This window comes from Mesorhizobium sp. M0664, from assembly GCF_040320565.1.
In the GTDB taxonomy this organism is placed as follows: domain Bacteria; phylum Pseudomonadota; class Alphaproteobacteria; order Rhizobiales; family Rhizobiaceae; genus Mesorhizobium.
The window spans coordinates 420118-443475 of sequence record NZ_JAMYPW010000001.1 but is presented as its reverse complement, the minus strand read 5'-3'; the positions used below and the strand labels follow the sequence as shown (position 1 = coordinate 443475).

Here is a 23358-nt window from a genome sequence, read left to right as displayed (position 1 = left end):
CTACGTTAGCGAGCCGGCAAATGGACCGTGAACGCCGCACCCTTGCCGATCTCCGACCTGATGGAGAGTCTGGCGTTGTGGCGGGTCAGGATATGCTTGACGATGGACAGGCCAAGGCCGGTGCCCTTCTGGGTTCGGCTGTTCTCGACGTCGACGCGGTAGAAACGCTCGGTGATGCGCGGGATGTGCTCTTCGGGGATGCCGGGGCCGAAATCCCTGATGGTGACGTCGATGCCCGGTTCGGGATCGCTGTCGCTGCGTATGATCGACACCACGACACGTCCGCCCGACTGACCATATTTGCAGGCGTTTTCCAGCAGATTTTCGAAGACCTGGAAAAGCTCGTCCCGATCGCCGGCCACGTCGAGCGGCCCTTCCGCGAAATCACGCTCGATGACGACGCCGTTTTCCTTTGCGAGCGGCCCAAGCGAATCGATGACGCTGTCGATGGCCTGGCGCACGTCGACCTCGGTTCCCGGCTTGAGATAGGGCTTCATCTCCAGGCGCGACAGCGACAGAAGGTCGTCGATGAGGCGCGCCATGCGGCTGGTCTGGTTCTGCATGATCTGCAGGAACTGCTCGCGCGCCGCGGGGTCGTTGCGGGCCGGCCCGCGCAGCGTCTCGATGAAGCCGGCGATCGAGGCGAGAGGCGTGCGCAGCTCGTGGCTGGCATTGGCAATGAAGTCGGCACGCATTCTGTCGATCCGGCGCGCCTCACTCTGGTCCTTGAACACCAGCACGTAGAGATCCGTGGCATGGCCGACTGAAGACGCGCTCACCCGATAGGCTCGTTCGACCGGCAGCTTTTCTATGTAGTCGACGCTGTCCGAAGCGACGTTGCCCGCCAAGATGCTATCCAGCAAGGCCTGCATTTCCGGCGCGCGGAATTTCAGCGACAGCGACATGCCGGGGGCAATCCCACCGAAGGCGGCAAAGGCAGCGGCGTTGGCGTGGACGATGGCGGCGGAGCGATCGAAAATGATCAGCGGATCGGCAACCGCCGCCGCGAGATATTCGCCGGAAAGTTGTTGCACGCCCGACTCGATGGCCGCGGCATTTTCGGTCGATTGGCGGGCGATGCCGGCCGGCAGCATCGCAGCGGCAACCAGCACGGCGCCAGCCAGCAGCACCACATAGCCAGACATGCCGGCAAAACCATAGACCATCAGAACCGCAACGAGACCGGCCGCCAGCAGCCAGCGGCTGTTCCACAGCCGCATGGCGACGGTTTGCGCCCTGCCTCTCCGCTCTGTGCCGATGTCGGCCATTTGCGCTCCGTCTGCGGCCACTTCAAGAACTTCTTGCTGGACCGGCGCTAGAGCGCAGTGCGTCCAATTGGGCGCACAAAGGACGCTCTACCTCTTTATCTGCTGCATCGTTCTTTCCGAAAATCGATTCCGATTTTCGGGCCGATGCAGTAAGGCTCCCAATAGCACGAGTCCGGAAGCTGGAAAGGTTCGCCTCGATGAAAAACGCCAACGAAAGCCCCGCCGCACCCTCATCGGGGCCGCTGAAGATCATGATCGACGGCAAGGAGAGGGCGTTCGACATCGAGGCCCCCGCGCTTCCCGACTGGGTCGAGGACCGCAAGCTCACTGCCGGCGGTTACCCTTACGACAAGAAGATGAAGAGCGAGGAGTATGACGAGAGGCTAGAGAAGCTGCAGATCGAGCTGGTCAAGGCGCAGGCGTGGCTGCAGTCGACGGGCAAGCGGGTAATGTCGCTGTTCGAGGGGCGCGACGCTGCCGGCAAGGGCGGCACGATCTTCGTTTTGCGCCAGTATCTGAACCCTCGCACGGCGCGCAACGTGGCGCTGACCAAGCCAACGCCCACCGAGCTTGGACAATGGTACTTCCAGCGCTACGTCGACCACTTCCCGACGTCGGGCGAATTCGTCACCTTCGACCGCTCCTGGTATAACCGCGCCGGCGTTGAACCGGTGATGGGATTCTGCACGCCCGAGCAGCACGAGCAATTTCTGGACGAGGTTCCGCATTTCGAGCGGATGATTCGCAACGAGGGCATACATTTCTTCAAATTCTGGCTGAACATCGGCCGGGAAACGCAGCTCGAGCGATTCCACGACCGCCGCTGGAGCCCGCTGAAGAGCTGGAAGTTTTCGCCAATCGACATCGCCGGCATCAGCAAATGGGACGAATACACCAAAGCGCGCGACCTGATGGTCGAGCGCACGCACAAGGAGTTCGCGCCCTGGATCATTGTGCGGGCGAACGACAAACGGCGCGCGCGGCTGGCCGTCATGCAGCGCATTCTCCTTTCGCTTCCCTATGACGGCCGCGACCTCGACGTCATCGGCAAGGAGGACAAGAAGATCATCGGCGAAGGGCCGACTTTCCTCGAAAAATAAGCTCACCTCATCGATACGCGGCTCTCATGCCGCCAGCCGGGCAATCCGCTGCAGTCGCTTCAGCGTGGTGTCGTCCTGCAGCGCCTGCTGGAAAAGCGAGATCTCCTGATCGATGCGGTCGCAGAGCGCGCCGGTGTCGCCCCTAAGCAGGTCGCGCGTCTGTAGCAGCGCCGCGACAGGCTTCTTGGCGAGTTGCCTGGCTCTTGCTAACGTGGCTTCCTCGACGCTGCCGTCCGTCACGATCTCGCCGACAAGGCCCAGTGCCCTGGCATCTTCGGCGGCGAGCGTGTCGCCCAGGCAGAAGAAGCGGAACGCCCCGGCATAGCCGAGCTTCTGCGGCGCCAGAATGCTGGTCGCCGCGTCCGGCACCAGGCCGAAATCGACGAACGGCACCCGAAACGTGCTCTTGCTCGAGGCGATCACCATGTCGCAGTGGAACAGGATGGTGCAACCGACGCCGACGGCGTCGCCGTCGACACAGGCAAGGACCGGTTTCGGAAACGTCGCCAGCGTGCGGAACATATCGGTGACGGCGGCGATCAGTCGCCGATGTTTGGTGGCGTCAAGAAATTCGGAGAAATCGGCACCGAGGCAGAAGCACCCGGCCAAGCCGCGCAGGACCACTACGCGGACGTCGTCGTCGACAGCGGCTTCGTGGAATGTCCTGGCCAGGCTTTCATAGGCCCGCCTGTCCAGCACCGGGCGGCCGTCACCCGACGATACCGTGACGATCAGCGTGTGATTGCGGAATTCTGCTTTTGAGTGAACGTTCATGGCCTCTCTCCAATCTCACGAGGCGCGTCTCTGTCCGAGCATGTCCGGGTACCCTCTGGCCAGCACCGGCGCAAAGTGGTTGCGGCGCGAACGCACCACGTCGAGCGTGTGCTCGTTGAAGGTGAGCAGTGTGGCAACCACCTGCTGGTTGCCATAGGTACGCTGGTAACCGAGCGGCGTTGCCAGGAAATGCAGCTGCAGCGCGCGAAGCACCCACATCGGCTCGAATTCGATGATCACCTGGTTGACGTTGCGCTTCAGACCCCACTCGACGAAGCCGGCGATCAGCTCGGTGCCGACCGTCGACACGCCGCGCCGACCGTCGCGGAATCCCGGCGCAACCGCATAGCGGGTCAGTTCATAGACATTCGGGCCCGACGGTGGGGTTCCCTCATAAAGGTCCGCCAGCACATCGGTTAGAAGATGGGCCCGGGTTGTCGGTAACATCCGCTGATAACCGGCGAGCTCGCCATTGCGGATGACGATCTGGTGCACTGCCTCGTCGTGGTCGAATTGATCGATCTCGAGGCCATCAGGGCGCTGCAGATCGGTCCATCCCATCTCTTCGACGAAAACTCTGTAACGCAAACGATGAACTGCCTCCCAGAGGTCGGGCCGTTCCATCAATTCCTGGGTTGTGAGGGAAAAAAGCATTTGCCGTCTCCTAGTTTCAATAGGAAGATACGGCCGTGCTTTCCCAAAAAAATTACGCGATCACGCAAGCAAGAATTTCTAGGCCGGCGCGGCCGACCTAGTTAATATAGCCGCGCCTTATCGCTTCCGCGACGGCCTGGACCCGGTTGACGGCACCGAGTTTGCTTTTGGCGTTAAGAAGGTGTTTCTCTGACGTGTGTTCCGAAATGCCGAGAATTTGTGAAATCTCCCATTCGGACTTGCCAACAGCAGCCCATTGCAGGCATTCGCGCTCACGCGGCGTTAATTCGACATGATCGATGGTTTTGCCCGCCATGGTGTGGAGCTGCATTGCGCGGCCAATCGCATAAGTCGAGACCAGCGACACCAACCCGAACTCGGCGCTCGACAATTCGACAGCCTCGCCGCCTAGCGACACCATGACGATCTGGCCATCGAGCGTGATTAGCGGGAAGGCCAACCCGTCGCGCAGCTTGAATTCCCCGGCATCGCCCATCACCTCGCCGCCGCTCTTGCCGATGCGGATGCCCTGAGATGCTTCCCGCCACTGGAATGGCGCTTGAAGCTGCTTCATGTGGCTGACGACGGGGTCGTGATCGACGTAGTTGCGCGCGACGTAGCGCTCAAGCCATTCAGCCGGCCAGTCGCAGAGCAGCACATGGTCCTTTTGCTGGTTTCTCGGCGTGCCAGGTTGCGGAACCGTCCCGGCCATCAGCGCCGTCAGCCCGAACCCGCTTGTTACCCCCAACAGCTTTTCGCAGACGGCGGCGGCTGTGCCGGCGTGCTGCAACTGATCTATCAACTCCAGCGTACGATCGAAATGACCCATCGCAACATCTACCCCATGTTGCCTTCCGCTCTTGAGGCCAATGGCAGTGATCAACCCGCACCACGCCATCAACCCCGGACTGCAAAGCTGCCTCCCCCGTGCGTCCTACTGCTCCTCTTCAGCCGGCATCACGCAGTCACTTGCAAACTCACTAAACAATATCCCTAAATTGCAATGATGAAACCAAAAACCGTCGCACCTGTGTTTTTTTCGTACAAAAACCTGTGTTATTTCGTACGAAAGCCGGGGCAAGACCGAACGGAGTCGTCGCGTGGCGTTTCGGCGCATATCCATTTCATTGATCTCGATATTGATCGGAGCGCAATCGCTTGCGGCTGCTGCGCTCGCCGCGGAGCCGCAGGTGCCCGTGTTCTGGGACGCCAAGGAGCGGCTGCCAAAGCCGGACCTTTCGATGCTGCCGCGGCTGCGATTCCTGACCACCACGGATTTCCCGCCGTTCAATTTCCTCGATGGGGCAGGCCGGCTGTCGGGCTTCCATGTCGACCTGGCGCGCGCCATCTGCGCCGAGCTCGGCGTTGCCGAAAAATGCCAGATCCAGGCGCTGCCCTGGGCCGAGCTCGAAGGTGCGCTCGGGAAAGGCGAGGGCGAAGCGATCATTGCCGGCATCGCCGCGACGCCGGAGTCGCGGTCGAAATACGCATTTTCACGCTCCTACCTGCAATTTCCGGCCCGCTTCATCATGCTGAAGACACAGGCGCTGACCGAACCAATGTTCGACAAGCTGCGCAGCAAGCGTGTCGGCGTGATCGCCGGCTCCGCGCACGAGCGGGTGCTGCGCGATTATTTCGGCGACGTCCAAATCGTCCCGTTCGCAAAGCCGGAGGAGCTTTATGGCGAGCTGAAAGCCGGCAAGATCGACGCCGCCTTCGGCGACGGCATGCGTTTCGCCTTCTGGCTCGGCGGTTCGGATGCAGCGGGCTGCTGCCGCTTTGCCGGCGGCCCCTATCTGGCGCCCGAATATCTCGGCTCAGGCATGGCAATCGCCACCAGGGCCGACGATCCGGCACTGGCCGCCGCTTTCGACTACGCGCTGCAGGAAATCTCGGTGAAAGGCACGTTCGCCGAGTTCTATCTGCGCTATTTTCCCGTCAGTTTTTTCTGAGCTTGGCCGCCGGCTCAGGTCAGTGTGCGAAGGCGGGCCTTGGCGGCTCGCGCAATGGCGGCGACCGTCAGCGCATCGAGGTCGAGTTCCCGGCGGACGAGCTGCAGAACGCGTACCTCCTCCAGGCGCATTTCGAGATCGACAGCTGCGACCTCGAAGGCGGCGGCATAGGCGGTGTCACGCAGGCGTTCGGGCAGCGCCTCGGCGACGCGCGCCAGGACGCCCTCCAGCCCATCCTTTTCATGCAGCATTTTCTGGCAGGCCTGGGCGACCTCGACCAGCCGCTCCTGGTTGAAATCCTCAAACACCGGCCAGGATCGAACGACGTCGCCGATCCGCGCCAGTTCGACGTCGGTCATGTCGCGGTCTGACGCCGAGGTGATGACCATCAGGTAGATCATGGCTTCGTGTGGCGACAATGGCATTTACAACTCCTTGAGATGGTCCCGAAGTTAGGAACGAGGGACCGGCGCCGCAAGGAAAAACAGCCGCGATCGTTGGCGCTCCGATCACGCCTTGGAAGTTGATCCATCCTGACTATCGGGACGGGGGCTTCTTGCCTGATCACGGTCCTGCCCGAAAACCGGGTTCCACTTTTCGGGATCATGGTCTAGAGCATGCGGCTGCCGGCATGGATGCTGGCAAAGTTGCAGGAATAGCATCATGGCCGAACAACAGCCGATCGATCTCAGCCCGGAAGTCCTCGCCGCCGCCGCCGAAAGCAAGGCGTGGCCATTCGAGGAAGCGAAAAAGATCGCCGCCCGCTACGCGAGCAGCGGCTACCCGGAAACGGTGCTGTTCGAGACCGGCTACGGCCCGTCCGGCCTGCCGCACATCGGCACGTTCGGCGAGGTGGCGCGCACATCTATGGTGCGCCACGCCTTCCGCGTACTGACTGAAGACAAGGTCAAGACGCGGCTGCTGTGCTTCTCCGACGACATGGACGGATTGCGCAAGGTGCCGGACAATGTGCCTAACAAGGACATGCTGCGCGCGTATCTCGGCAAGCCGCTGACCAGGATACCGGACCCGTTCTCCAATGAGTATCCGTCCTTCGGCGCCGCCAATAACGCACGGCTGCGCACTTTCCTCGACCGTTTCGGCTTCGATTACGAATTCGCTTCCTCGACCGACTATTATACTTCCGGCCGCTTCGACGCGACGCTGCTCAAGATGCTCGAGCGCTTCGATAAGGTGATGGCAATTATGCTGCCGTCGCTGCGCGAGGAGCGGGCGCTGAGCTATTCGCCCTTCCTGCCGATCCATCCCAAGACCGGCATCGTCATGCAAGTCGCGATCGACGAGCGCAAGCTCGACGCCGGCACCATCGTGTGGCGCGACCCGGACACCGGCGAGCGCTTCGAGACGCCGGTGACCGGCGGTCATGCCAAGCTGCAATGGAAGCCAGATTGGGCGATGCGGTGGGCAGCACTCGGCGTCGATTACGAGATGTCCGGCAAGGATCTGATCGATTCCGTCAAGCTCGCCAGGCAGATTTGCCGCGCGCTCGATGCTCCGGCACCGGAGGGCTTCAATTACGAGCTGTTCCTCGATGAGAACGGCCAGAAGATCTCGAAGTCGAAGGGCAATGGGCTGACCATCGACGAGTGGCTGACTTACGCGCCGACCGAGAGCCTTAGCCTTTACATGTTCCAGCGCCCGCGAACCGCGAAGAAGCTCTATTTCGACGTCATCCCGAAGGCGGTAGACGAATATTACACGTTCCTCTCTGCCTATCAGAGGCAGGACTGGAAGGAGCGGCTGGGCAATCCGGTCTGGCACATGCATGACGGCAATCCCCCGGCAGTCGACCTGCCGGTTCCGTTCTCGCTGCTGCTCAACCTGGTCAGCGCCTCGAATGCGCAGAACAGGGACGTGCTGTGGGGTTTCATTTCGCGCCACGCGCCGGGTGTGACGCCGACAACCCATCCCGAGCTCGACCGGCTGGCCGAATATGCCATCCGCTATTTCGACGATTTCGTGAAGCCGGCGAAAGTGTACCGTGCTGCCGACGCGGTCGAGCGCGAGGCGCTGACCAAGCTTTCGGTAGCGCTCGCCGCGCTGCCGGCTGATGCCGACAGCGAGGCAATCCAGAACGCTGCCCTCAATGTTGCGCGCAAGATCGAGCGCTACCAGGACCATTCCAAGCAGAGCCCGGAGGGCGGACCCGGTGTCTCCGTCGCCTTCTTCCAGATGATCTATCAGGTGCTGATAGGTCAGGAACGCGGACCGCGCTTCGGCTCCTTCGCTGCGCTCTACGGCATCGCCGAAACGCGCGAGCTCATTCAGCGGGCGCTGGCTGGTCAGCTGGCGGCATGAGGACGCCGTCTTGCTCCTCCAGGATCGAGCTAGGCGCTACAGGCGCGGATCGCGACGCAGCAGCCGGGAGCGGCGGCAGGCCTGAAACGCTCGGCGCCGGCCCGAAGACGCCTTTTTTTGCTGCACGCGCCTTCTCGCCGGCTTCTGCGTAAGGGCCGCCCTTGGCGGCGCGCGCCCAGCCATTTTCGACCAGCCATTGGCCGATATCCTGATTGCCGATCCGGCACTCGGCGGCGATCAGATCACGACCGCCTTCGGGCGGCACGGCGCAGACCACCGTACGACTGCGGAGAAAGGCGCGGAAGGCCGTTCGCGCCCGAATGCCGCAATTCCACGACTCGCCGCCGTCGGTGCAAGTCTCCTCCTGCTTGACGATGTCGATACCGGAAACCGCAATCGAATAGCCCTTTGCTTCGATGACCCCGGCGGCCGACGCGACGGGCTGGAATAGTTTCGTGCCTTTCCAGTCGTCGGGCATTTTCGTTTTTGGCGGCTTGGGCGGTCCGGCCAATGCCAGATCGCTCAACGGGGCGCGCGGCTCTATCCGTTCAAGCTCGTTGGAACCGAGCTGCGGCGGCACCACGATGTCTGGATCGATTGCCCTCGAATGCGCCGCCTGCTTGGCTGGCACTGGTTTCGGGATGGCCGACGTAGCCGGCGCGGCGGGCTGCGGTTCAGCGCCGACCTGGATTTGCTCCCAGGGGCCGCCGCTTTCGCTCTGGACGGCGCGGCCGCCGGCGACAATTGCCGTGGCCATCGCCGGGATCGCCAGAACAGCCAAGGCAAGGTGAGTCAGACGCACCGGCCCCGCGCCTACTGGCTTGCCCAGACAATCCGCGCCACCCATTCGACATCGCGCATGGGGATGTCGCGGTCCGGGTGATCGGGATTGAGGGAGACCAGCGCGATCGACCTCGGTGTCTGGCGGTCGAGCACCTTGGCCATCACCTCGCCGGCATTGGTCTTGACGACGACGCGATCACCCTTTCGTATGGTAGCCCCCGGCTCGACGATCAGGACATCGCCATTGCGATAGAGCGGCAGCATGGAATCGCCCTGGACCTTCAAGGCATAGGAGGTCTCGGTTGCCCGTGCCGGAAGCTCGATCAGGTCCCATCCCTGCCCCGCTGGAAACCCGGCGTCGTCGAAGAAGCCACCGGCGCCCGCCTGGGCGAAGCCGAGCAGCGGCACCGACGATCTCTGCACGGATAGTGCGCCGGAATTACCCCGACCCTCGACCAGCCCCGCAAATTCGTCCAGCGAGGCGCCGGTCGCCTCAATGATCTTGGCCAGCGATTCGGTCGACGGCCAGCGCGGCCGTCCATCTGAGGACAGCCGCTTCGATTTGTTGAAGGCGGTCGAGTCGAGGCCTGCGCGCCTGGCCAGTCCGGAGGCCGAAAGCGAATAACGCTCGGCGAGAGCGTCGATGGCGGCCCAAACGCGGTCGTGCGAGAGCACCTTGCTCTTCCTTCGAAACAGGAAAAAATACCTTCCCTGTTCTACCCCTTGGCCGCCATCTTGTCCACCGCCGAAGACGGCGTCAGGCTGCCTCCTTGGCCTCGTCCTTGGTATAGGGATCGAAGCGCTCGTAAAAGGTCTCGCCCTTCTCGGCCATATCAAGCAGCAGCTTCGGCGCCTTGAACTCGGTGCCGTATTTCTTCTGCAGGCGCTTGGCGATTTTGACGAATTTCTTAGCGCCGATGCCGTCGATGTAGGACAGTGCACCGCCTGTATAGGGCGCGAAGCCGAAGGCCAGGATCGAGCCGACATCGGCCTCGCGTGGGTCGGTAACGATGCCCTCTTCCATCACCCGTACCGCCTCAAGCGCGATGGTGACCAGCAGCCGCTGCTTCAGTTCCTCATAATCAACCTGCTCCGGCGCCAGCTGCGGGTAGAGATCCCTGAGACCTGGCCACAGCTTCTTCTTGGCCGGTTTTGCCGGATAGTCATAGAAGCCCTTGCTGTTCTTGCGGCCCAAGCGACCATGCGTGTCGACCATCGTGTTGATCAGCGCCATCTGCTTCGGATCGACCGCCTTGTCGCCGAGATCGCGCACGGTCTGCTTCATGATCTTCTGGGCAAGGTCGATCGCGGTCTCGTCGGTCAATGCCAGAGGACCGACCGGCATGCCGGCGGCTTTCGCCGCATTCTCGATCATCGGCGCCGGAACACCTTCGATCAGCATCTTGTAGGCTTCCGACATGTAGCGCAGTACGCAGCGATTGACGTAAAAACCGCGCGTATCGTTGACAACGATCGGCGTCTTCTTGATGGCGCGGACGAAGTCGATCGCGGTGGCCAGCGCCTTGTCGCCGGTCTTCTTGCCGAGGATGATCTCGACCAGCATCATCTTGTCGACCGGCGAGAAGAAGTGGATGCCGATGAAATTCTTTGGCCGCGCCGAATTCCTGGCCAGCGATGTGATCGGTATGGTCGACGTATTCGAGGCGAAGATCGCCGACTGCTTGAGCACAGCCTCGGCCTGTTCGGTGGCATCCTTCTTGACGGCCGAGTCCTCGAACACCGCCTCGACCACAAGATCGCAGCCGGCAAGATCCGCGTAATCGGCCGTCGGCGTGATCAGCGACAGCAACCGATCCTTGTCCTGCGGCTTGGCACGGCCCTTTTTCACCTGATCCGAGATAAGGGTCTCGGAATGCGCCTTGCCCTTGGCGGCGGACTCCATGTCACGGTCGAGCAGCACCACCGGAATGCCGGCCTTGGCCGTCACATAGGCAATGCCAGCGCCCATGAAGCCGGCGCCGAGTACGCCGATCTTCTTGAACTTCGTTTCCGGCACACCGGCCGGGCGGCGCGCGCCCTTGTTCAGTTCCTGGAGCGACACGAACAGCGAACGGATCATCGCTGCCGCTTCCCTGGTCTGCATAATCTCGGTGAAATAGCGTTGCTCGATCCGCAGGGCGGTGTCGAACGGCACCAACAAGCCCTCGTAAACGCATTTCAGGATGGCGGCAGCGGCGGGATAATTGCCATAGGTCTCTCGGCGCAGAATGGCGATGGCCGGGGGCCACAGATTGGCACCGGCCACCGAATAGATCGGGGCGCCGGGCAGCTTGAAGCCCTTTTCATCCCATGGCGCCACCGGCTTCAAGCCGTTCCTGATCATCGCCTTGGCGGTTTCGACCAGCTTGTCCGGCTCGGCAAGCTCATGGATCAGGCCCATCGACTTGGCCTTCTGAGGCGACAGCGTCTGGCCGGACGTCAGCATTTGCAGCGCCTGCTGCTGGTCGGTCAGCCGTGGCACGCGCTGGGTGCCGCCGGCGCCCGGAAAAATGCCGATCTTCACTTCGGGAAGCGCCATCCTCACTTTGTCTGAATCGGCCGCGACACGGCCATGGCAGGCGAGCGACAATTCGAACGCGCCACCCATGCATGTGCCGTTGATCGCCGAAACCCATGGCTTTCCCGACGTTTCCAGCTTGCGGAACAGGCCGTTCATGGTGCCCGCATTGTCGAACAGCGCCTTGGTCGCCTTCTCCGGGTCCTTCGCCTTGTCGGCGGCGAAGGTCGCCAGCATCTTCTGCAGCATGGTGATGTCGGCGCCGCCCGAGAACGTATCCTTGCCGGAGGTGATCACCGCGCCCTTTATCGCTGCATCGCTCGCCACTTTGTCGACGATGGTATTCAGTTCGAGCATCACCTCCTCGGTGAAGACGTTCATCGAACGGTCCGGCATGTCCCAGGTGACCAGCGCAATACCGTCGGCGTCGATGTCGAGGGTGAAATTGGTGTAGCTCATCATCTCTCTCCGTCAGACGCGTTCGATGATCGTTGCAGTGCCCATGCCGGCGCCGATGCAAAGCGTCACCAGCGCGGTGTTGAGGTCGCGGCGTTCCAATTCATCCAGCACCGTACCGAAAATCATCGCACCGGTGGCGCCGAGCGGATGGCCCATGGCGATGGCCCCACCATTGACGTTGATCCGGTCATGCGGAATGTCGAAAGCCTGCATGTAGCGCAGCACCACCGAAGCGAAGGCCTCGTTGAGCTCGAACAGGTCGATGTCCGACAGCTTCATCTTCGCCCGCTTCAACAGCTTCTCGGTGACGTCGACGGGGCCGGTCAGCATCAGCACCGGTTCGGAGCCGATGTTGGCGAACGCACGGATGCGTGCGCGCGGCTTGAGGCCGAGCGTCTTTCCCGCCTTTTTCGAGCCGAGCAGCACGGCCGCCGCGCCATCGACGATGCCGGAGGAATTGCCGGCATGGTGGACGTGGTTGACCTGTTCCACCTCGGGATGCTTCTGCACGGCGACGGCGTCGAAGCCGCCCATTTCGCCGGGCATGACGAAGGACGGGTTGAGCGCGGCAAGCGACTGCATGTCGGTCGAGGGCCGCATATGTTCATCATGGTCGAGGATGGTCAGGCCGTTCTGGTCCTTGACCGAGATCACCGAATTCTTGAAGCGGCCCTCGCCCCACGCCTTGGCGGCACGCTTCTGGCTTTCGACTGCGTAGGCATCGACGTCGTCGCGCGAAAAGCCGTATTTGGTGGCGATCAGGTCGGCCGAGATTCCTTGCGGCACGAACCAGCCGGGTAGGCCGACCGATGGGTCCATGAACCAGGCGCCGCCGGAGGCGCCCATGCCGACGCGCGACATCGATTCGACGCCACCGGCGATGACGACCTCGTCGGCGCCCTGCGCGATCTTGGCGGCGCCGAAATTGATGGCGTCGAGGCCCGAGGCGCAGAAACGCGATATCTGCATGCCAGGCGCCTTGGTGTCGTAGCCGGCCTCGAAAGCGGCGGCACGTGGAATGACCGCACCCGCCTCGCCAACCGGATCGACACAACCGAAGATGATGTCGTCGACGGTGCCGGTGTCCAGCCCGTTGCGGTCGCGGATGGCCTCGAGCACCTTGGCGCCGAGCCGCACCGCCGGCACTTCGTGCAGCGAGCCATCCTTCTTGCCCCTGCCGCGCGGCGTGCGCACGGCATCATAGACATAAGCTTCGGCCATTTTCCTGCTCCTTGGGTTTGCCGAAAAGTCGCTCAGAGCGAGCGCCCGATCAGCAATTTCATGATCTCGTTGGTGCCGCCGTAGATGCGCTGGACGCGGGCGTCGCGAAACATGCGCGCAATCGGATATTCATTCATGTAGCCATAGCCGCCATGCAATTGAAGGCATTCGTCGACGACTTTTCCTTGCAGGTCTGACAGCCAGTATTTGGCCATCGAAGCGGTCACCGGGTCGAGGCCGCCGTTAACGTGGCGGGCAACGCAGTCATTATAGAAGACGCGGCCGATGGTCGCCTCGGTCTTCAATTCGGCAAGCTTGAACTGGGTGTTCTGGAATTCGATGATGGCCTTGCCGAAGGCCTTGCGCTCCTTGACGTAGTCGATGGTAAGCGCCAGCGCCCGCTCGACCATGGCAATAGCAGTGGTGCCGATCTGCAGCCGCTCCTGCGGCAATTGTTGCATCAACTGGACGAAGCCCTGGCCTTCGTGGTTGCCGAGCAGGTTCGAGGTCGGCACACGTACGTCGTTGAAGAACAGTTCCGACGTGTCGTTGGCCTTGAGGCCGATCTTGTCGAGGTTGCGGCCGCGCTCGAAACCCTCCAGCTCGTCGGTCTCGACGACGATCAGCGAGATGCCCTTGGCGCCCTTCTCAGGATCGGTCTTGGCAACGACGATGATGAAATTGGCGAGCTGGCCGTTGGTGATAAAGGTCTTCGAGCCGTTGAGCTTGTACTGGTTGCCGTCCTTTTCGGCGCGCGTCTTGACGCCCTGAAGGTCGGAGCCCGCACCGGGCTCGGTCATGGCGATGGCGCCGATCAGCTCGCCGCTCGCCAGCCTCGGCAGCCACTTCTTCTTCTGCTCCTCCGAGCCGTAGTGGAGGATATAGGGGGCAACGATCGAATTGTGCAGGCCAATGCCGAACCCGTCGACGCCGACATGGCCGATCGCCTCGATAATGGCGCTCTCATGCGCGAAGGTGCCGCCCGATCCGCCATATTCCTCCGGCATCGAGGCGCACAGCAGGCCGGCAGCACCCGCCTTCAGCCAGCTCTCGCGGTCGACCATTTCGTTCTTCTCGAACTCGTCGTAACGCGGCGCGATCTCTTCCGACATGAAGCGGTGCGCCATGTCGTAAAGCATGCCGACCTCGTCCGCCGCCCAGGCGGGCTTGGGAAGGCCAAGGATTTCGGCGGGGTGGGTCATGGTTTCTCCCTCGCGCCGACGTTCCCCTCCCCCTCGAGGGGAGGGTGGCCGCGAAGCGGCCGGGTGGGGTCGCCGATGACTTGCTCGACCTTATCTTTTACAACCTGCGCCATGTGCCACGGCATTGCGATCATTTTCCTCCAAGGCATGCACCAGAATGGAGGTCGGCGCACTGCACGCAGGACCCCTCCCGGCCCTTCGGGCCACCCTCCCCTCGAGGGGGAGGGGAACGCCGAAGCTAGAACGCTTCCGCCGGCAGTGCCATCAATGTGTCGGCACCGCTGGAGATGCGGGCAAGATGCGCCGACGTCTCCGGCATGATCCGCTCTATGAAGAAGCGCGCCGTCACCAGCTTGTTGTCGTAGAAAGACGAAGCGCCGTCAGCGCCATCAGCCAATTTCGCTGCGGCCACCCTGGCCATCTGCGCCCACATATAGCCCAGCGCCACCAGGCCGAAGAGATGCATGTAGTCGGTCGAGGCGGCACCGGCATTGTCGGGCTTGGCCATGCCGTTCTGCACCAGCCACATCGTCGCCGCCTGCAGATCGTTGAGGCCCTTTTTCAGCGCCTTGGTGAAGGGCGCCATCGTCTCGTCGGTGCGGTTCTCCTCGCAGAACTCTCCGACTTCCCTAAAGAAGGCCTGGACCGCGCGGCCGCCATTCAAGGCCAGCTTGCGGCCGACGAGATCGAGCGCCTGGATGCCGTTGGCACCCTCATAGATCATGGCGATGCGCGCATCGCGGACGAACTGGCTCATGCCGTGCTCTTCTATATAGCCGTGGCCGCCGAAGACCTGCTGCGCCATTACCGCATGATCGAACCCCTTGTCGGTGAGCACGCCTTTGACCACCGGCGTCATCAGGCCGGTGTAGTCGTCTGCGACCTGGCGATCTTTGTCGTCTCCGGAGCGGTGAGCGATGTCGGACTTGATCGCCGTCCACAGCGCCAGCGCGCGGCCGGCCTCGTTGAAAGCCTTCATGGTCATCAGGCTGCGGCGGATGTCCGGATGGACGATGATCGGATCGGCCTTCCTGTCCGGCGCCTTCGGCCCTGACAGCGAGCGGCCCTGCAGACGATCCTTGGCGTAGGAAACCGCATTCTGATAGGCGACCTCCGATAGCGAGAGGCCCTGCAGGCCGACGCCAAGCCGCGCCTCATTCATCATGGTGAACATTGCTTTCAGCCCGCCATTGGCCTCGCCGAGCAGCGTGCCTTCAGCGTCGTCGTAATTCATGACACAGGTCGAGTTGCCATGGATACCCATCTTCTGCTCGATCGAGCCACAGGAGACGGTGTTCTTCTCGCCCGGATTGCCTGAGGCATCGAGCTTGAGCTTCGGCACGATGAACAGCGAGATGCCCTTCACGCCATCCGGCGCGCCCTCGATACGGGCCAGCACCAGGTGGACGATATTGTCCGACATGTCATGCTCGCCGGCCGAGATGAAGATCTTCTGACCGGAGATCCTGTAGGTGCCGTCGCCATTTGGGACGGCCTTGGTGCGCAGCAAGCCAAGATCGGTTCCGCAGTGTGGCTCGGTCAGGTTCATGGTGCCGGTCCAGGCGCCCTCGACCAGCTTCGGCAACCATGTTGCCTTCTGCTCTTTGGTGCCATGGGTGATGATCGCAGCGATCGCGCCTTGCGTCAGGCCGGCATACATCATCAGCGACATATTGGCCGACACCATGTATTCGGCAACCGCAGTGTGCACTGCGTAGGGCAAGCCTTGCCCGCCAAACTCGACAGGTGCCGCGAGCCCCATCCAGCCGCCTTCGCGATACTGGTCGAAAGCTTCCTTGAAGCCTTTCGGCGTCATTACCGAACCGTCGTCATGGCGCATGCAGCCTTCCACGTCGCCAACGCGGTTCAGCGGCTGCATCACGTTTTCGGCGAGCTTCGCGCCCTCGGCAAGGATGGCCTCGAGCACATCCGGCGTGGCGTCGGAAAATCCGGGAAGATTGGAATAACGCTGATATCCCAGCACTTCGTTCAGCACGAACAGCGTGTCCCGGACCGGCGCTCTGTAGATCGGCATGCGTTTCCTCCACCATGCGGTCTTGGCCCCGAACTCAGCCCCAGCATATGAGGATGGCAGACGGACCAACGTTGTGGTCGAGATAACAAATATTGACGTTTGCGTAAACGTCAATTCTGCGCTGCGGCAAATTTTCTCCCGCGCGCCAGGACGACAAACGACAAAGCACGGCAAACGACGAAGAACCGCGCAGCGAAAGCCGCGCGGCTCCTATTCGTCACAAATCGAAAGCTTAGTTTAGCTCGCCACACTGGCCTGCGGGGTCGAGCGCTCGATCAGCATTTGCCGGACGGTCGACATCGAAGCACTCAGTTCGCTGATGGCATCGTCGATCAGCGCCCGCTGCTTCTGCAGGCGGGCAAGCTGCTTCTCCGACTTGTCGAGCGCCAGCCGCAATTGCTTGGTGTTGGAGCCGTTCGGATCGTAGAGGTCCATCATCTGCTTGACGTCACGCAGCGAGAACCCGACCTTGCGGCCAAGCAGGATCAGCTTCAGCCGGGCCCTGTCGCGGCGTGTATAAAGACGGGTCGAGCCGTCGCGCTGCGGGTTGAGCAGACCCTTGTCCTCATAGAAGCGCAGCGTACGCAGCGTCACTCCGTATTTCTTGGCCATTTCGCCGATGCGGACAAGCTCTTCACCGGCTTCGCTCGACATATCGTTGGTGTTGGCCGCGGCTTGGCCGGGCGAAATAAGTTTCATGGTCACTGGCTTTCCCCGTCTGGTGGCGTCGCGGTCGCGGACCTTGCGTCGCCTGAGTGAAAGCGGGGGCGTGCTTCCACTCGTGGTTTCAACAAACAAATCGCAAACGGCGTAATCCGCTCATTTACGTTTACGTCAATTCTATATCGATAGCCGCCTCAGCACGCAAGAGTGTTCTGGTCTTGCAACTTTATGCCGCAGCACCAGCGGACAACCTAAAAGGTCGTTGCCGATTTCGGGAGCGATCATGCGGCTGATCAAAATTCTACAACGTCTTTTGCGCGTCCAAAAAAGACACCCGGCGCCGTCGGCAGCCAGCCGACAAAGTTGCAACTTCTTAAGCTTGGTTAACGCGTTGTTTACCACGTTGGGGCGAAATGTGCGCATGTCGGTTACCCGTGTCTATCCTGTACTGAATTTTTCACGGTTTTTCGGAGCGCGGATGAGACCGGGAAGCTCGTCTTCCACTGCAACAAGCCAAGCAGTCGCCTTCGTCCCGGCAGGACTTTGGGAACCTGGTGAAAGCCAGCAATTCTGAAACGGGCGCATTGATGAACAGCAAGCGGTCCTACCTCGATACACTCAACGCCGGCAGGCAACGCCGGCCGCACACGACGCTTGAAGAGCTCAACCGCTCCCTGGAAACTCTGGAGCAGCGGCTGGAGCGGACGCGCGAGGAGACGGCAAGCCACGCCGATCCGCGCCGACCAGCGGCAGAACCACGCTATCCCAGCGCCCAACCCTATGGCCAGCAGCGCCGGTATGAGGATCCACGCGCGCAGCGGCCGAAAGGTCCAGCAGCGGCTTTCGACCAGAATTACCAGGCGATCGCCCGCGATATCGACCGGGTGCGGGGCCAGGAGGACGGCGTCGCCCTAGCCGGCAAGATCGCCGGCGAATTGCGCGGCCTGCGCGAAGAGTTGCGCCAGCAGATGACCTCCGGCCTGCAACGCGAGTTCGAGGTACTGCGCAAGAATATTGAGCGAGCCTTCCAGTCAAATGGCGGCGGCAAAGGCAGCGCCGAACTCAGCGTCGAATTCGAGCGGCTTTCCGGCGCCATCCAGACACTGGCCGAAAAAAGCGACGACAGAAGCGTCAATATGCTGCGGCTCGAGCTTGAGCAGGTCAAAGCCGCGCTCGATACGCTGGCGCGCGAGGAGAGCGTGCAGGCGGTCGGACGCCGCTGGGACGATTTCGACCGCCGCTGGAACGCTTTCGAGGATCGCGTCGAGGCCGATCAGCGCAAGCGTTCCGATGCACCCGGCCTGTCGGCGCTAACGGAGCGGCTCGAACAGATCAGCAATGCCGTCAGCAATCTGCCGGAATCGCTGTCGCTGCGCTCGCTCGAGGAAAAGGTCCGCACGCTTGCCGGAGCGGTCGACCATTTCGCCCGCCAGCAGGACAATCGCGGCGGCGACACATTCAGTCAGATCGACGAGCGGCTCGACGAGATTTCCCGCGCGATCGTCGCCTCGACGGTTGCCGCGCAAGCCAATTCGTTCGACCCCGAGCCCTTCGAACGCATCGAGAAGCGGATCGATTCACTGGCCCAGCAAATCGAAGAAGTGTCGCAGGATCGTCCGGGTCGGGAGGTCATCGACCGTCTCAACACATTGTCGAGCCGCGTGGATGAACTGGCCGGCCGAGCCAATCTGCCGGAACAGGCGATGGAGCGCCTTGCCAGGCAAGTCGCGCTTATTGCCGACAAGATCGACCACGCACCTGCCATGCCCGACGCCGACTACATCTTCCAGGGGCTCGAGCAGCGCTTCGACGTGCTGTCCAGCATGATGGAACGTCGCCAGGGCGACGCAATCGAACAAGGCAACATGCTGTTTCGCGACCTTGAGCGCCGGTTGGACGAGGTCGCCGACAGGCTGGACCAGCGCATGCCGCAGGTCGATAGCGCCGGCATCATGGATGCCATCGACGCCCGCTTCACCGCGCTGGCCAAGCGGATTGAGACGCGCGTTCCAGATCCCGCCAACGAGGCGGCGATCCGTGGCCTGGAGAGCCGGCTCGAAGACATCTCAAGCCGGCTGGATTCGTCCGCGGCACAGGTCGCCAGCATCGACCCGGCGTTGATCCGCAGTCTTGAAGCGCAGGTCGCCGGCCTGACGGCGCATCTTTCCAAGCCTGGCACGCCGCTGCCGGAATTCGACGACATCAGCCCGCGTCTCAACGAAATCGAGAAGTCGCTGGCCGGAACCCGCGATTCCATCCTCGGCGCGGCGCGCGAGGCGGCTGAGAGCGCCGTCCGCTCACTGGCCGGATCAAGCGCCAACACGGCGGCCGTTACCGGCCTCGCCCAGGACCTGAAGACGCTCGAGGCACTGACGCGGCGTTCGGACGAGCGCAATTCGAGAACGTTCGAGGCTATCCACGATACGCTGCTCAAGATCGTTGACAGGCTTGGTTCATTGGAGACGGGCGAACCGGCAAGCGCGGAGTTGAGCAAGCGTTTCGGCCGGCCATCCAAGATCTCGATACAGGACGCACCGTCGATGGACCTCGACCAGCCGCTGCCGTTGACAGGCAGCATGGCCGATCTCGACGGCCGCGCCGCGGCGCTCGTGCGCGACGAGCCAGGTCCGCGTACGCCAGCCGAGGCCGCCGCCGCAGCAGCCCTGGCGGCTCTCGGTTCAGACACGACGCGTGAAAAATCCGAGCAAGGCGGCGGCAGGAAATCGATGTTAGGCGGGCTGGCGCGCGCCTTGAAGGGCAAGAAGGACGCCGAGATGCCGCCGCTTGCAGGCTCGGCGCAGAGCGCCGAGATACCGAGCGTCGATCTCGACGAGCCCCTCGACCCCAAGCTCGCCAACCGGCCACTGGAACCCGGCTCCGGCGCACCCGACCTCAGCGCCATCATGAAGCGCGTGCGCGACGAGCGCGGGCAGCCGACCCGGGAAGGCGGCGCTGAGGCGGCAAAATCGGACTTCATTGCGGCAGCCAGACGGGCTGCGCAAGCGGCGGCTGCCGAGGCGGACGCCCTCAAGCGCCAGTCGACGATGAAAGGCCCGGTCAAGGCACTCAGGATCGGCGACCTGCTCAAGGCGCGGCGCAAGCCGATCCTGATGGGGGCAATCGCCATCATGCTGGCGCTTGCCGGCCTGCAACTGGGCAAAGCCTTCTTCTCCGACCCGGTCGAAGTTACCAACAATGAGGCGGCACCGGCCGTGGCCGTACAGCCGGTGGAAACCAATTTGGCCAGCGTTGCCAGCGAGCCGAAGGCGGACGCGCAGACGACACCACAGGAGAGCGCGCCGTCGCCCACCGTCAGGCAGGCAGAGCCATCCGCATCGATGACCAAGGACGACACGGCGGCGCAAACCGGCCCCGCTACACCGGCAGCCGAGACATCGACGGCGCCCTCGGCTTCCGCGGAGCCCGCTGACCTGGCGGCGCAAGACACCGCGGCCGCAGTGCCCACGCCGGCAGCGGCGACGGCCAGCGACGCCGAGCCAATGGCTGCCGCGCCTGCTATAGCCACCGCTGCGACGCAGGACACGACCGGCACGGTGCCACCGGCGGATGCTGCCGCGGCAGGCGTTGCCAAGATCGACGTTCCGGCCGATGCCGGTCCGGCCGCCCTGCGCGATGCAGCGGCGGGCGGCGGCGCCAAGGCGCTGTTCGAGATCGGCTCGCGCTACGCCGAGTCTCGCGGCGTCAAAGAAGACATGGCGGCGGCGGCCAAATGGTATGAGAAAGCTGCCGAACTCGGTTTCGCGCCGGCAGAATACCGCATCGGCAATTTCTACGAGAAGGGCATCGGCGTCGCACGCGACATCAAGAAAGCGAAAACCTGGTACCAGCTTGCCGCAGCGCAGGGCAATGCCAGCGCGATGCACAATCTTGCCGTGCTGTTTGCGATGGCGGCGGATGGCGTGACCGACAATGAATCGGCAGCGCGCTGGTTCCAGGCGGCGGCGGATCTCGGTGTCAAGGATAGCCAGTTCAATCTCGGCATCCTCGCGGCGAAGGGCGTCGGCATGAAGCAGAACCTCGAGGAGAGCTACAAATGGTTCGCACTCGTCGCCAAGACCGGCGACAAGGATGCGGCGGCCAAGCGCGATGAGATCGCCAAGGCACTGAGGCCCGAGCAGCTGGAGCGTGCGCGGGCCGCGGCTGAACTGTGGAAGGCCAAGCCGCTCGATCCAGCCGCCAATTCGGCCGACGTTCCTGAATCGTGGCAGGACGGCACACCGCAGACGACCGCCAGCATCGACATGAAGAAAGCGGTCCAGAACATCCAGCGCATTCTCAACAAGAACGGCTACGAGGCCGGCAATCCCGACGGGATGATGGGCCAGAAAACCAAGAACGCGATCATGGCCTTCCAGGCCGACAACGATATGAAGGCAACCGGCGCGATCGACGAAAAGCTGGTCAAGGCGCTGCTTGCGCGTAAATAACGGCGGATGCGTCGTTTCCGCGACGCCCTTGCCACAGATTTGCCTGTTAACTGATTGAGTTGTTTTTTGTTTCGGCGGTGCGGCGAAGTTTGACTTCACGGCCCGGCCGGCGCAAGAACGAGATAGCCTTCTGACGCAAAATGCCCGCAACGGTTGCATTCGCCAGGAGGCAAACTGATCGAGACTGACGGGTGGGCATCTATCTCCCGATCGCGGAAATTTCCGTCAACATCTTCGTGCTGCTGGCCATGGGTGCGGCGGTGGGTTTCCTGTCGGGCATGTTCGGCGTGGGCGGCGGCTTTCTCATTACGCCACTGCTGATCTTCTACAACATACCGCCGGCAATCGCGGTCGCCACCGGCGCCAACCAGGTCATCGCTTCCTCCTTCTCCGGCGCCCTGTCGCACATGAAGCGCGGCACGCTCGACTTCAAGCTTGGCGGCGTGCTTTTAGCCGGCGGCATCGTCGGCTCGACTGGTGGTATCTATGTCTTTGCGCTCCTGCGCCGGCTCGGCCAGCTCGACCTGTTCATCTCGCTGCTCTACGTCGTGCTGCTCGGCACCGTCGGCGGACTGATGCTGGTCGAGAGCGTCAATGCGCTGCGCGCTACTCGCAGCGGCGCCGCACCGGTGTTGAAGAAATCCGGCCAGCATAATTGGATCCACCGCCTGCCGCTGAAGATGCGGTTCAGGGCCTCGAAGCTCTTCGTCAGCGTCATTCCGGTGCTTGGGCTGGGCGCGGCGATTGGCTTCCTGTCCTCGATCATGGGCGTCGGCGGCGGCTTCATCATGGTGCCGGCCCTGATCTACCTTTTGAAAGTGCCGACCAACGTCGTCATCGGCACCTCGCTGTTCCAGATCATCTTCACCTCGGCTTACACCACGCTGGTCCACGCCACCACCAACCAGACGGTCGACGTCATGCTCGCCTTCCTGTTGATGGCAGGCGGCGTCGCTGGCGCGCAATATGGCGCCAAGGCTGGTCAGAGGCTGCGGGGCGAGCAACTCAGGGCGCTGCTGGCGCTGCTCGTGCTGGCGGTAGCCATCCGGCTTGCCATCGATCTTTTCGTCACGCCGCCCAATCTCTATTCTCTGTCCGGCGTGGGCCTGAGCTGATGGCCGGCCTAAGGACGCTCGCGGCCGCCGCCTTGCTGTCGCTGCTGGCTGCTGCGCCACCGGCGAAGGCGCAGGCGCCACTAACCGAAAACATCCAGATCGGCCTTTCCACCGACAATGTCTCGATTACCGCCGGCTTTTCCGGCGCCGACCTGACCATTTTCGGCTCACTGGAAAATGCCGATCCGCTTGTCGCGCGGCAAGGGCGCTACGACGTGATCGTCGTGCTGGAAGGCCCGGCTCGGCCGGTCGTCGTGCGCCGCAAGGACCGGGTGCTCGGCGTCTGGGTCAATCTGGAGTCGGAGACCTTCAAAAACGTACCTGTCTCCTATTCGGTGGCGACGACGCGGCCGCTGCAGGACGTCACCGATCCGAACAGCTACAAGCAGCTGTCGCTTGGCGCCTCCAACCTCTATTTGCAGCCGGCCGACGCGGAGGACAGCCCGGCGACAATCGAGGAGTTCACCGCCGCGCTGCGCGAACGCAAGGCGGCGACCGGCCTCTACAGCGAGAATGTCGGCGGTGTGCAGTTCCTGTCGCAGAACCTGTTCCGCGCCACCGTCAGGCTCGCCCCAAACGTTCCGGTCGGCACCCATAAGGCCCGTGCCTTCCTGTTCAAGAGCGGCCTGTTCATCAAGGAAAGCTCCGCCCAGCTCGAAATCCGCAAGTCCGGTTTCGAACAGTCGATCTTCCGCGTCGCGCACGACTATTCCTTCCTCTACGGTGTCTTTGCCGTATCGCTGGCCATGCTGACCGGCTGGCTCGGAAGACTGGTGTTCAGGAAAGACTGAACTCTCGTAAAAGTGGTTTCCCTTTCCGAGGGTATGGGTTAGACCGCGACCCCCGG

At 62.6% G+C, this 23358-nt stretch carries 18 protein-coding genes; 6 read left to right on the top strand and 12 right to left on the bottom strand.

The genetic code is table 11. The annotated features are described in order from the left end of the window. Positions 1-5: 5 nt before the first annotated feature. Positions 6-1268, bottom strand: a complete 1263-nt coding sequence (locus tag NKI39_RS01965; RefSeq protein WP_352501704.1) for an ATP-binding protein — start codon at positions 1266-1268, stop codon at positions 6-8. A gap of 197 nt (positions 1269-1465) precedes the next feature. Between NKI39_RS01965 and ppk2 the strand changes: the two genes are divergently transcribed. After that, the gene (gene ppk2, locus NKI39_RS01960; protein WP_352501703.1) at positions 1466-2368 is read left to right on the top strand and encodes a polyphosphate kinase 2; all 903 of its coding nucleotides are present in this window, start codon (positions 1466-1468) and stop codon (positions 2366-2368) included. Between the two features lie 24 nt (positions 2369-2392). On the opposite strand, the gene NKI39_RS01955 is transcribed toward ppk2, so the two are convergent. The 3 genes from NKI39_RS01955 to NKI39_RS01945 all read right to left on the bottom strand — a co-directional run bounded on the left by NKI39_RS01955 (position 2393) and on the right by NKI39_RS01945 (position 4625). Beyond that, positions 2393-3142 (bottom strand): enoyl-CoA hydratase-related protein, encoded by a 750-nt coding sequence (locus tag NKI39_RS01955; protein ID WP_023677343.1) that lies wholly within the window; start codon positions 3140-3142, stop codon positions 2393-2395. A gap of 15 nt (positions 3143-3157) precedes the next feature. Continuing rightward, on the bottom strand, positions 3158-3796 hold the full coding sequence (locus NKI39_RS01950; RefSeq protein WP_023677342.1) for an acyl-homoserine-lactone synthase: 639 nt from the start codon (positions 3794-3796) through the stop codon (positions 3158-3160). Positions 3797-3893: 97 nt separating this feature from the next. Further along, positions 3894-4625: a helix-turn-helix transcriptional regulator gene (locus NKI39_RS01945; RefSeq protein WP_023677341.1), complete on the bottom strand. Its 732-nt coding sequence runs from the start codon at positions 4623-4625 to the stop codon at positions 3894-3896. A 271-nt stretch (positions 4626-4896) separates the two neighbouring features. On the opposite strand from NKI39_RS01945, the gene NKI39_RS01940 reads away from it, so the two are divergent. Next, complete coding sequence (locus NKI39_RS01940; protein WP_352501702.1) at positions 4897-5748, top strand: ABC transporter substrate-binding protein; 852 nt, start codon at positions 4897-4899, stop codon at positions 5746-5748. A gap of 14 nt (positions 5749-5762) precedes the next feature. On the opposite strand, the gene NKI39_RS01935 is transcribed toward NKI39_RS01940, so the two are convergent. Then, the gene (locus tag NKI39_RS01935) at positions 5763-6173 is read right to left on the bottom strand and encodes a tellurite resistance TerB family protein (RefSeq protein WP_023677339.1); all 411 of its coding nucleotides are present in this window, start codon (positions 6171-6173) and stop codon (positions 5763-5765) included. A 238-nt stretch (positions 6174-6411) separates the two neighbouring features. On the opposite strand from NKI39_RS01935, the gene NKI39_RS01930 reads away from it, so the two are divergent. Then, complete coding sequence (locus NKI39_RS01930; protein ID WP_352501701.1) at positions 6412-8067, top strand: lysine--tRNA ligase; 1656 nt, start codon at positions 6412-6414, stop codon at positions 8065-8067. On the opposite strand, the gene NKI39_RS01925 is transcribed toward NKI39_RS01930, so the two are convergent. The 7 genes from NKI39_RS01925 to NKI39_RS01895 all read right to left on the bottom strand — a co-directional run bounded on the left by NKI39_RS01925 (position 8030) and on the right by NKI39_RS01895 (position 16984). Next, a complete protein-coding gene (locus NKI39_RS01925; protein WP_352501700.1) occupies positions 8030-8869 on the bottom strand; it encodes a thermonuclease family protein in 840 nt (279 codons plus the stop codon). The genes NKI39_RS01930 and NKI39_RS01925 overlap by 38 nt on opposite strands. Positions 8870-8880: 11 nt before the next feature. Next, positions 8881-9525, bottom strand: coding sequence for a S24 family peptidase (locus NKI39_RS01920; protein ID WP_352501699.1), 645 nt, complete (start codon positions 9523-9525; stop codon positions 8881-8883). An 82-nt stretch (positions 9526-9607) separates the two neighbouring features. Next, positions 9608-11827, bottom strand: coding sequence for a 3-hydroxyacyl-CoA dehydrogenase NAD-binding domain-containing protein (locus tag NKI39_RS01915; RefSeq protein WP_352501746.1), 2220 nt, complete (start codon positions 11825-11827; stop codon positions 9608-9610). A 12-nt stretch (positions 11828-11839) separates the two neighbouring features. Continuing rightward, positions 11840-13048 (bottom strand): acetyl-CoA C-acetyltransferase, encoded by a 1209-nt coding sequence (locus NKI39_RS01910; RefSeq protein ID WP_352541294.1) that lies wholly within the window; start codon positions 13046-13048, stop codon positions 11840-11842. Positions 13049-13080: 32 nt separating this feature from the next. Continuing rightward, on the bottom strand, positions 13081-14250 hold the full coding sequence (locus NKI39_RS01905; protein ID WP_352830484.1) for an acyl-CoA dehydrogenase family protein: 1170 nt from the start codon (positions 14248-14250) through the stop codon (positions 13081-13083). 238 nt (positions 14251-14488) lie between these two features. After that, the gene (locus NKI39_RS01900; RefSeq protein ID WP_352830481.1) at positions 14489-16285 is read right to left on the bottom strand and encodes an acyl-CoA dehydrogenase; all 1797 of its coding nucleotides are present in this window, start codon (positions 16283-16285) and stop codon (positions 14489-14491) included. A 237-nt stretch (positions 16286-16522) separates the two neighbouring features. Then, complete coding sequence (locus tag NKI39_RS01895) at positions 16523-16984, bottom strand: MerR family transcriptional regulator (protein ID WP_023677331.1); 462 nt, start codon at positions 16982-16984, stop codon at positions 16523-16525. 551 nt (positions 16985-17535) lie between these two features. Between NKI39_RS01895 and NKI39_RS01890 the strand changes: the two genes are divergently transcribed. From NKI39_RS01890 to NKI39_RS01880, 3 genes are all read left to right on the top strand, one after another. Continuing rightward, positions 17536-21396, top strand: coding sequence for a peptidoglycan-binding protein (locus NKI39_RS01890; protein WP_352830479.1), 3861 nt, complete (start codon positions 17536-17538; stop codon positions 21394-21396). A 191-nt stretch (positions 21397-21587) separates the two neighbouring features. Next, complete coding sequence (locus tag NKI39_RS01885; protein WP_023676949.1) at positions 21588-22511, top strand: sulfite exporter TauE/SafE family protein; 924 nt, start codon at positions 21588-21590, stop codon at positions 22509-22511. Continuing rightward, positions 22511-23302 carry a TIGR02186 family protein gene (locus NKI39_RS01880; protein ID WP_352455141.1) on the top strand — a complete coding sequence of 264 codons (792 nt, stop codon included), beginning with the start codon at positions 22511-22513 and terminating at the stop codon, positions 23300-23302. Before NKI39_RS01885 ends, NKI39_RS01880 begins: the two co-directional genes overlap by 1 nt. The last annotated feature ends 56 nt before the right edge of the window (positions 23303-23358 follow it).

Bases quoted from the DNA above. Each gene is read 5' to 3' on its own strand.
- NKI39_RS01965 (WP_352501704.1), bottom strand. From the start codon at position 1,268: ATGGCCGACATCGGCACAGAGCGGAGAGGCAGGGCGCAAACCGTCGCC.
- ppk2 (WP_352501703.1), top strand. From the start codon at position 1,466: ATGAAAAACGCCAACGAAAGCCCCGCCGCACCCTCATCGGGGCCGCTG.
- NKI39_RS01955 (WP_023677343.1), bottom strand. From the start codon at position 3,142: ATGAACGTTCACTCAAAAGCAGAATTCCGCAATCACACGCTGATCGTC.
- NKI39_RS01950 (WP_023677342.1), bottom strand. From the start codon at position 3,796: ATGCTTTTTTCCCTCACAACCCAGGAATTGATGGAACGGCCCGACCTC.
- NKI39_RS01945 (WP_023677341.1), bottom strand. From the start codon at position 4,625: ATGGGTCATTTCGATCGTACGCTGGAGTTGATAGATCAGTTGCAGCAC.
- NKI39_RS01935 (WP_023677339.1), bottom strand. From the start codon at position 6,173: ATGCCATTGTCGCCACACGAAGCCATGATCTACCTGATGGTCATCACC.
- NKI39_RS01930 (WP_352501701.1), top strand. From the start codon at position 6,412: ATGGCCGAACAACAGCCGATCGATCTCAGCCCGGAAGTCCTCGCCGCC.
- NKI39_RS01915 (WP_352501746.1), bottom strand. From the start codon at position 11,827: ATGAGCTACACCAATTTCACCCTCGACATCGACGCCGACGGTATTGCG.
- NKI39_RS01910 (WP_352541294.1), bottom strand. From the start codon at position 13,048: ATGGCCGAAGCTTATGTCTATGATGCCGTGCGCACGCCGCGCGGCAGG.
- NKI39_RS01905 (WP_352830484.1), bottom strand. From the start codon at position 14,250: ATGACCCACCCCGCCGAAATCCTTGGCCTTCCCAAGCCCGCCTGGGCG.
- NKI39_RS01900 (WP_352830481.1), bottom strand. From the start codon at position 16,285: ATGCCGATCTACAGAGCGCCGGTCCGGGACACGCTGTTCGTGCTGAAC.
- NKI39_RS01895 (WP_023677331.1), bottom strand. From the start codon at position 16,984: ATGAAACTTATTTCGCCCGGCCAAGCCGCGGCCAACACCAACGATATG.
- NKI39_RS01890 (WP_352830479.1), top strand. From the start codon at position 17,536: ATGAACAGCAAGCGGTCCTACCTCGATACACTCAACGCCGGCAGGCAA.
- NKI39_RS01880 (WP_352455141.1), top strand. From the start codon at position 22,511: ATGGCCGGCCTAAGGACGCTCGCGGCCGCCGCCTTGCTGTCGCTGCTG.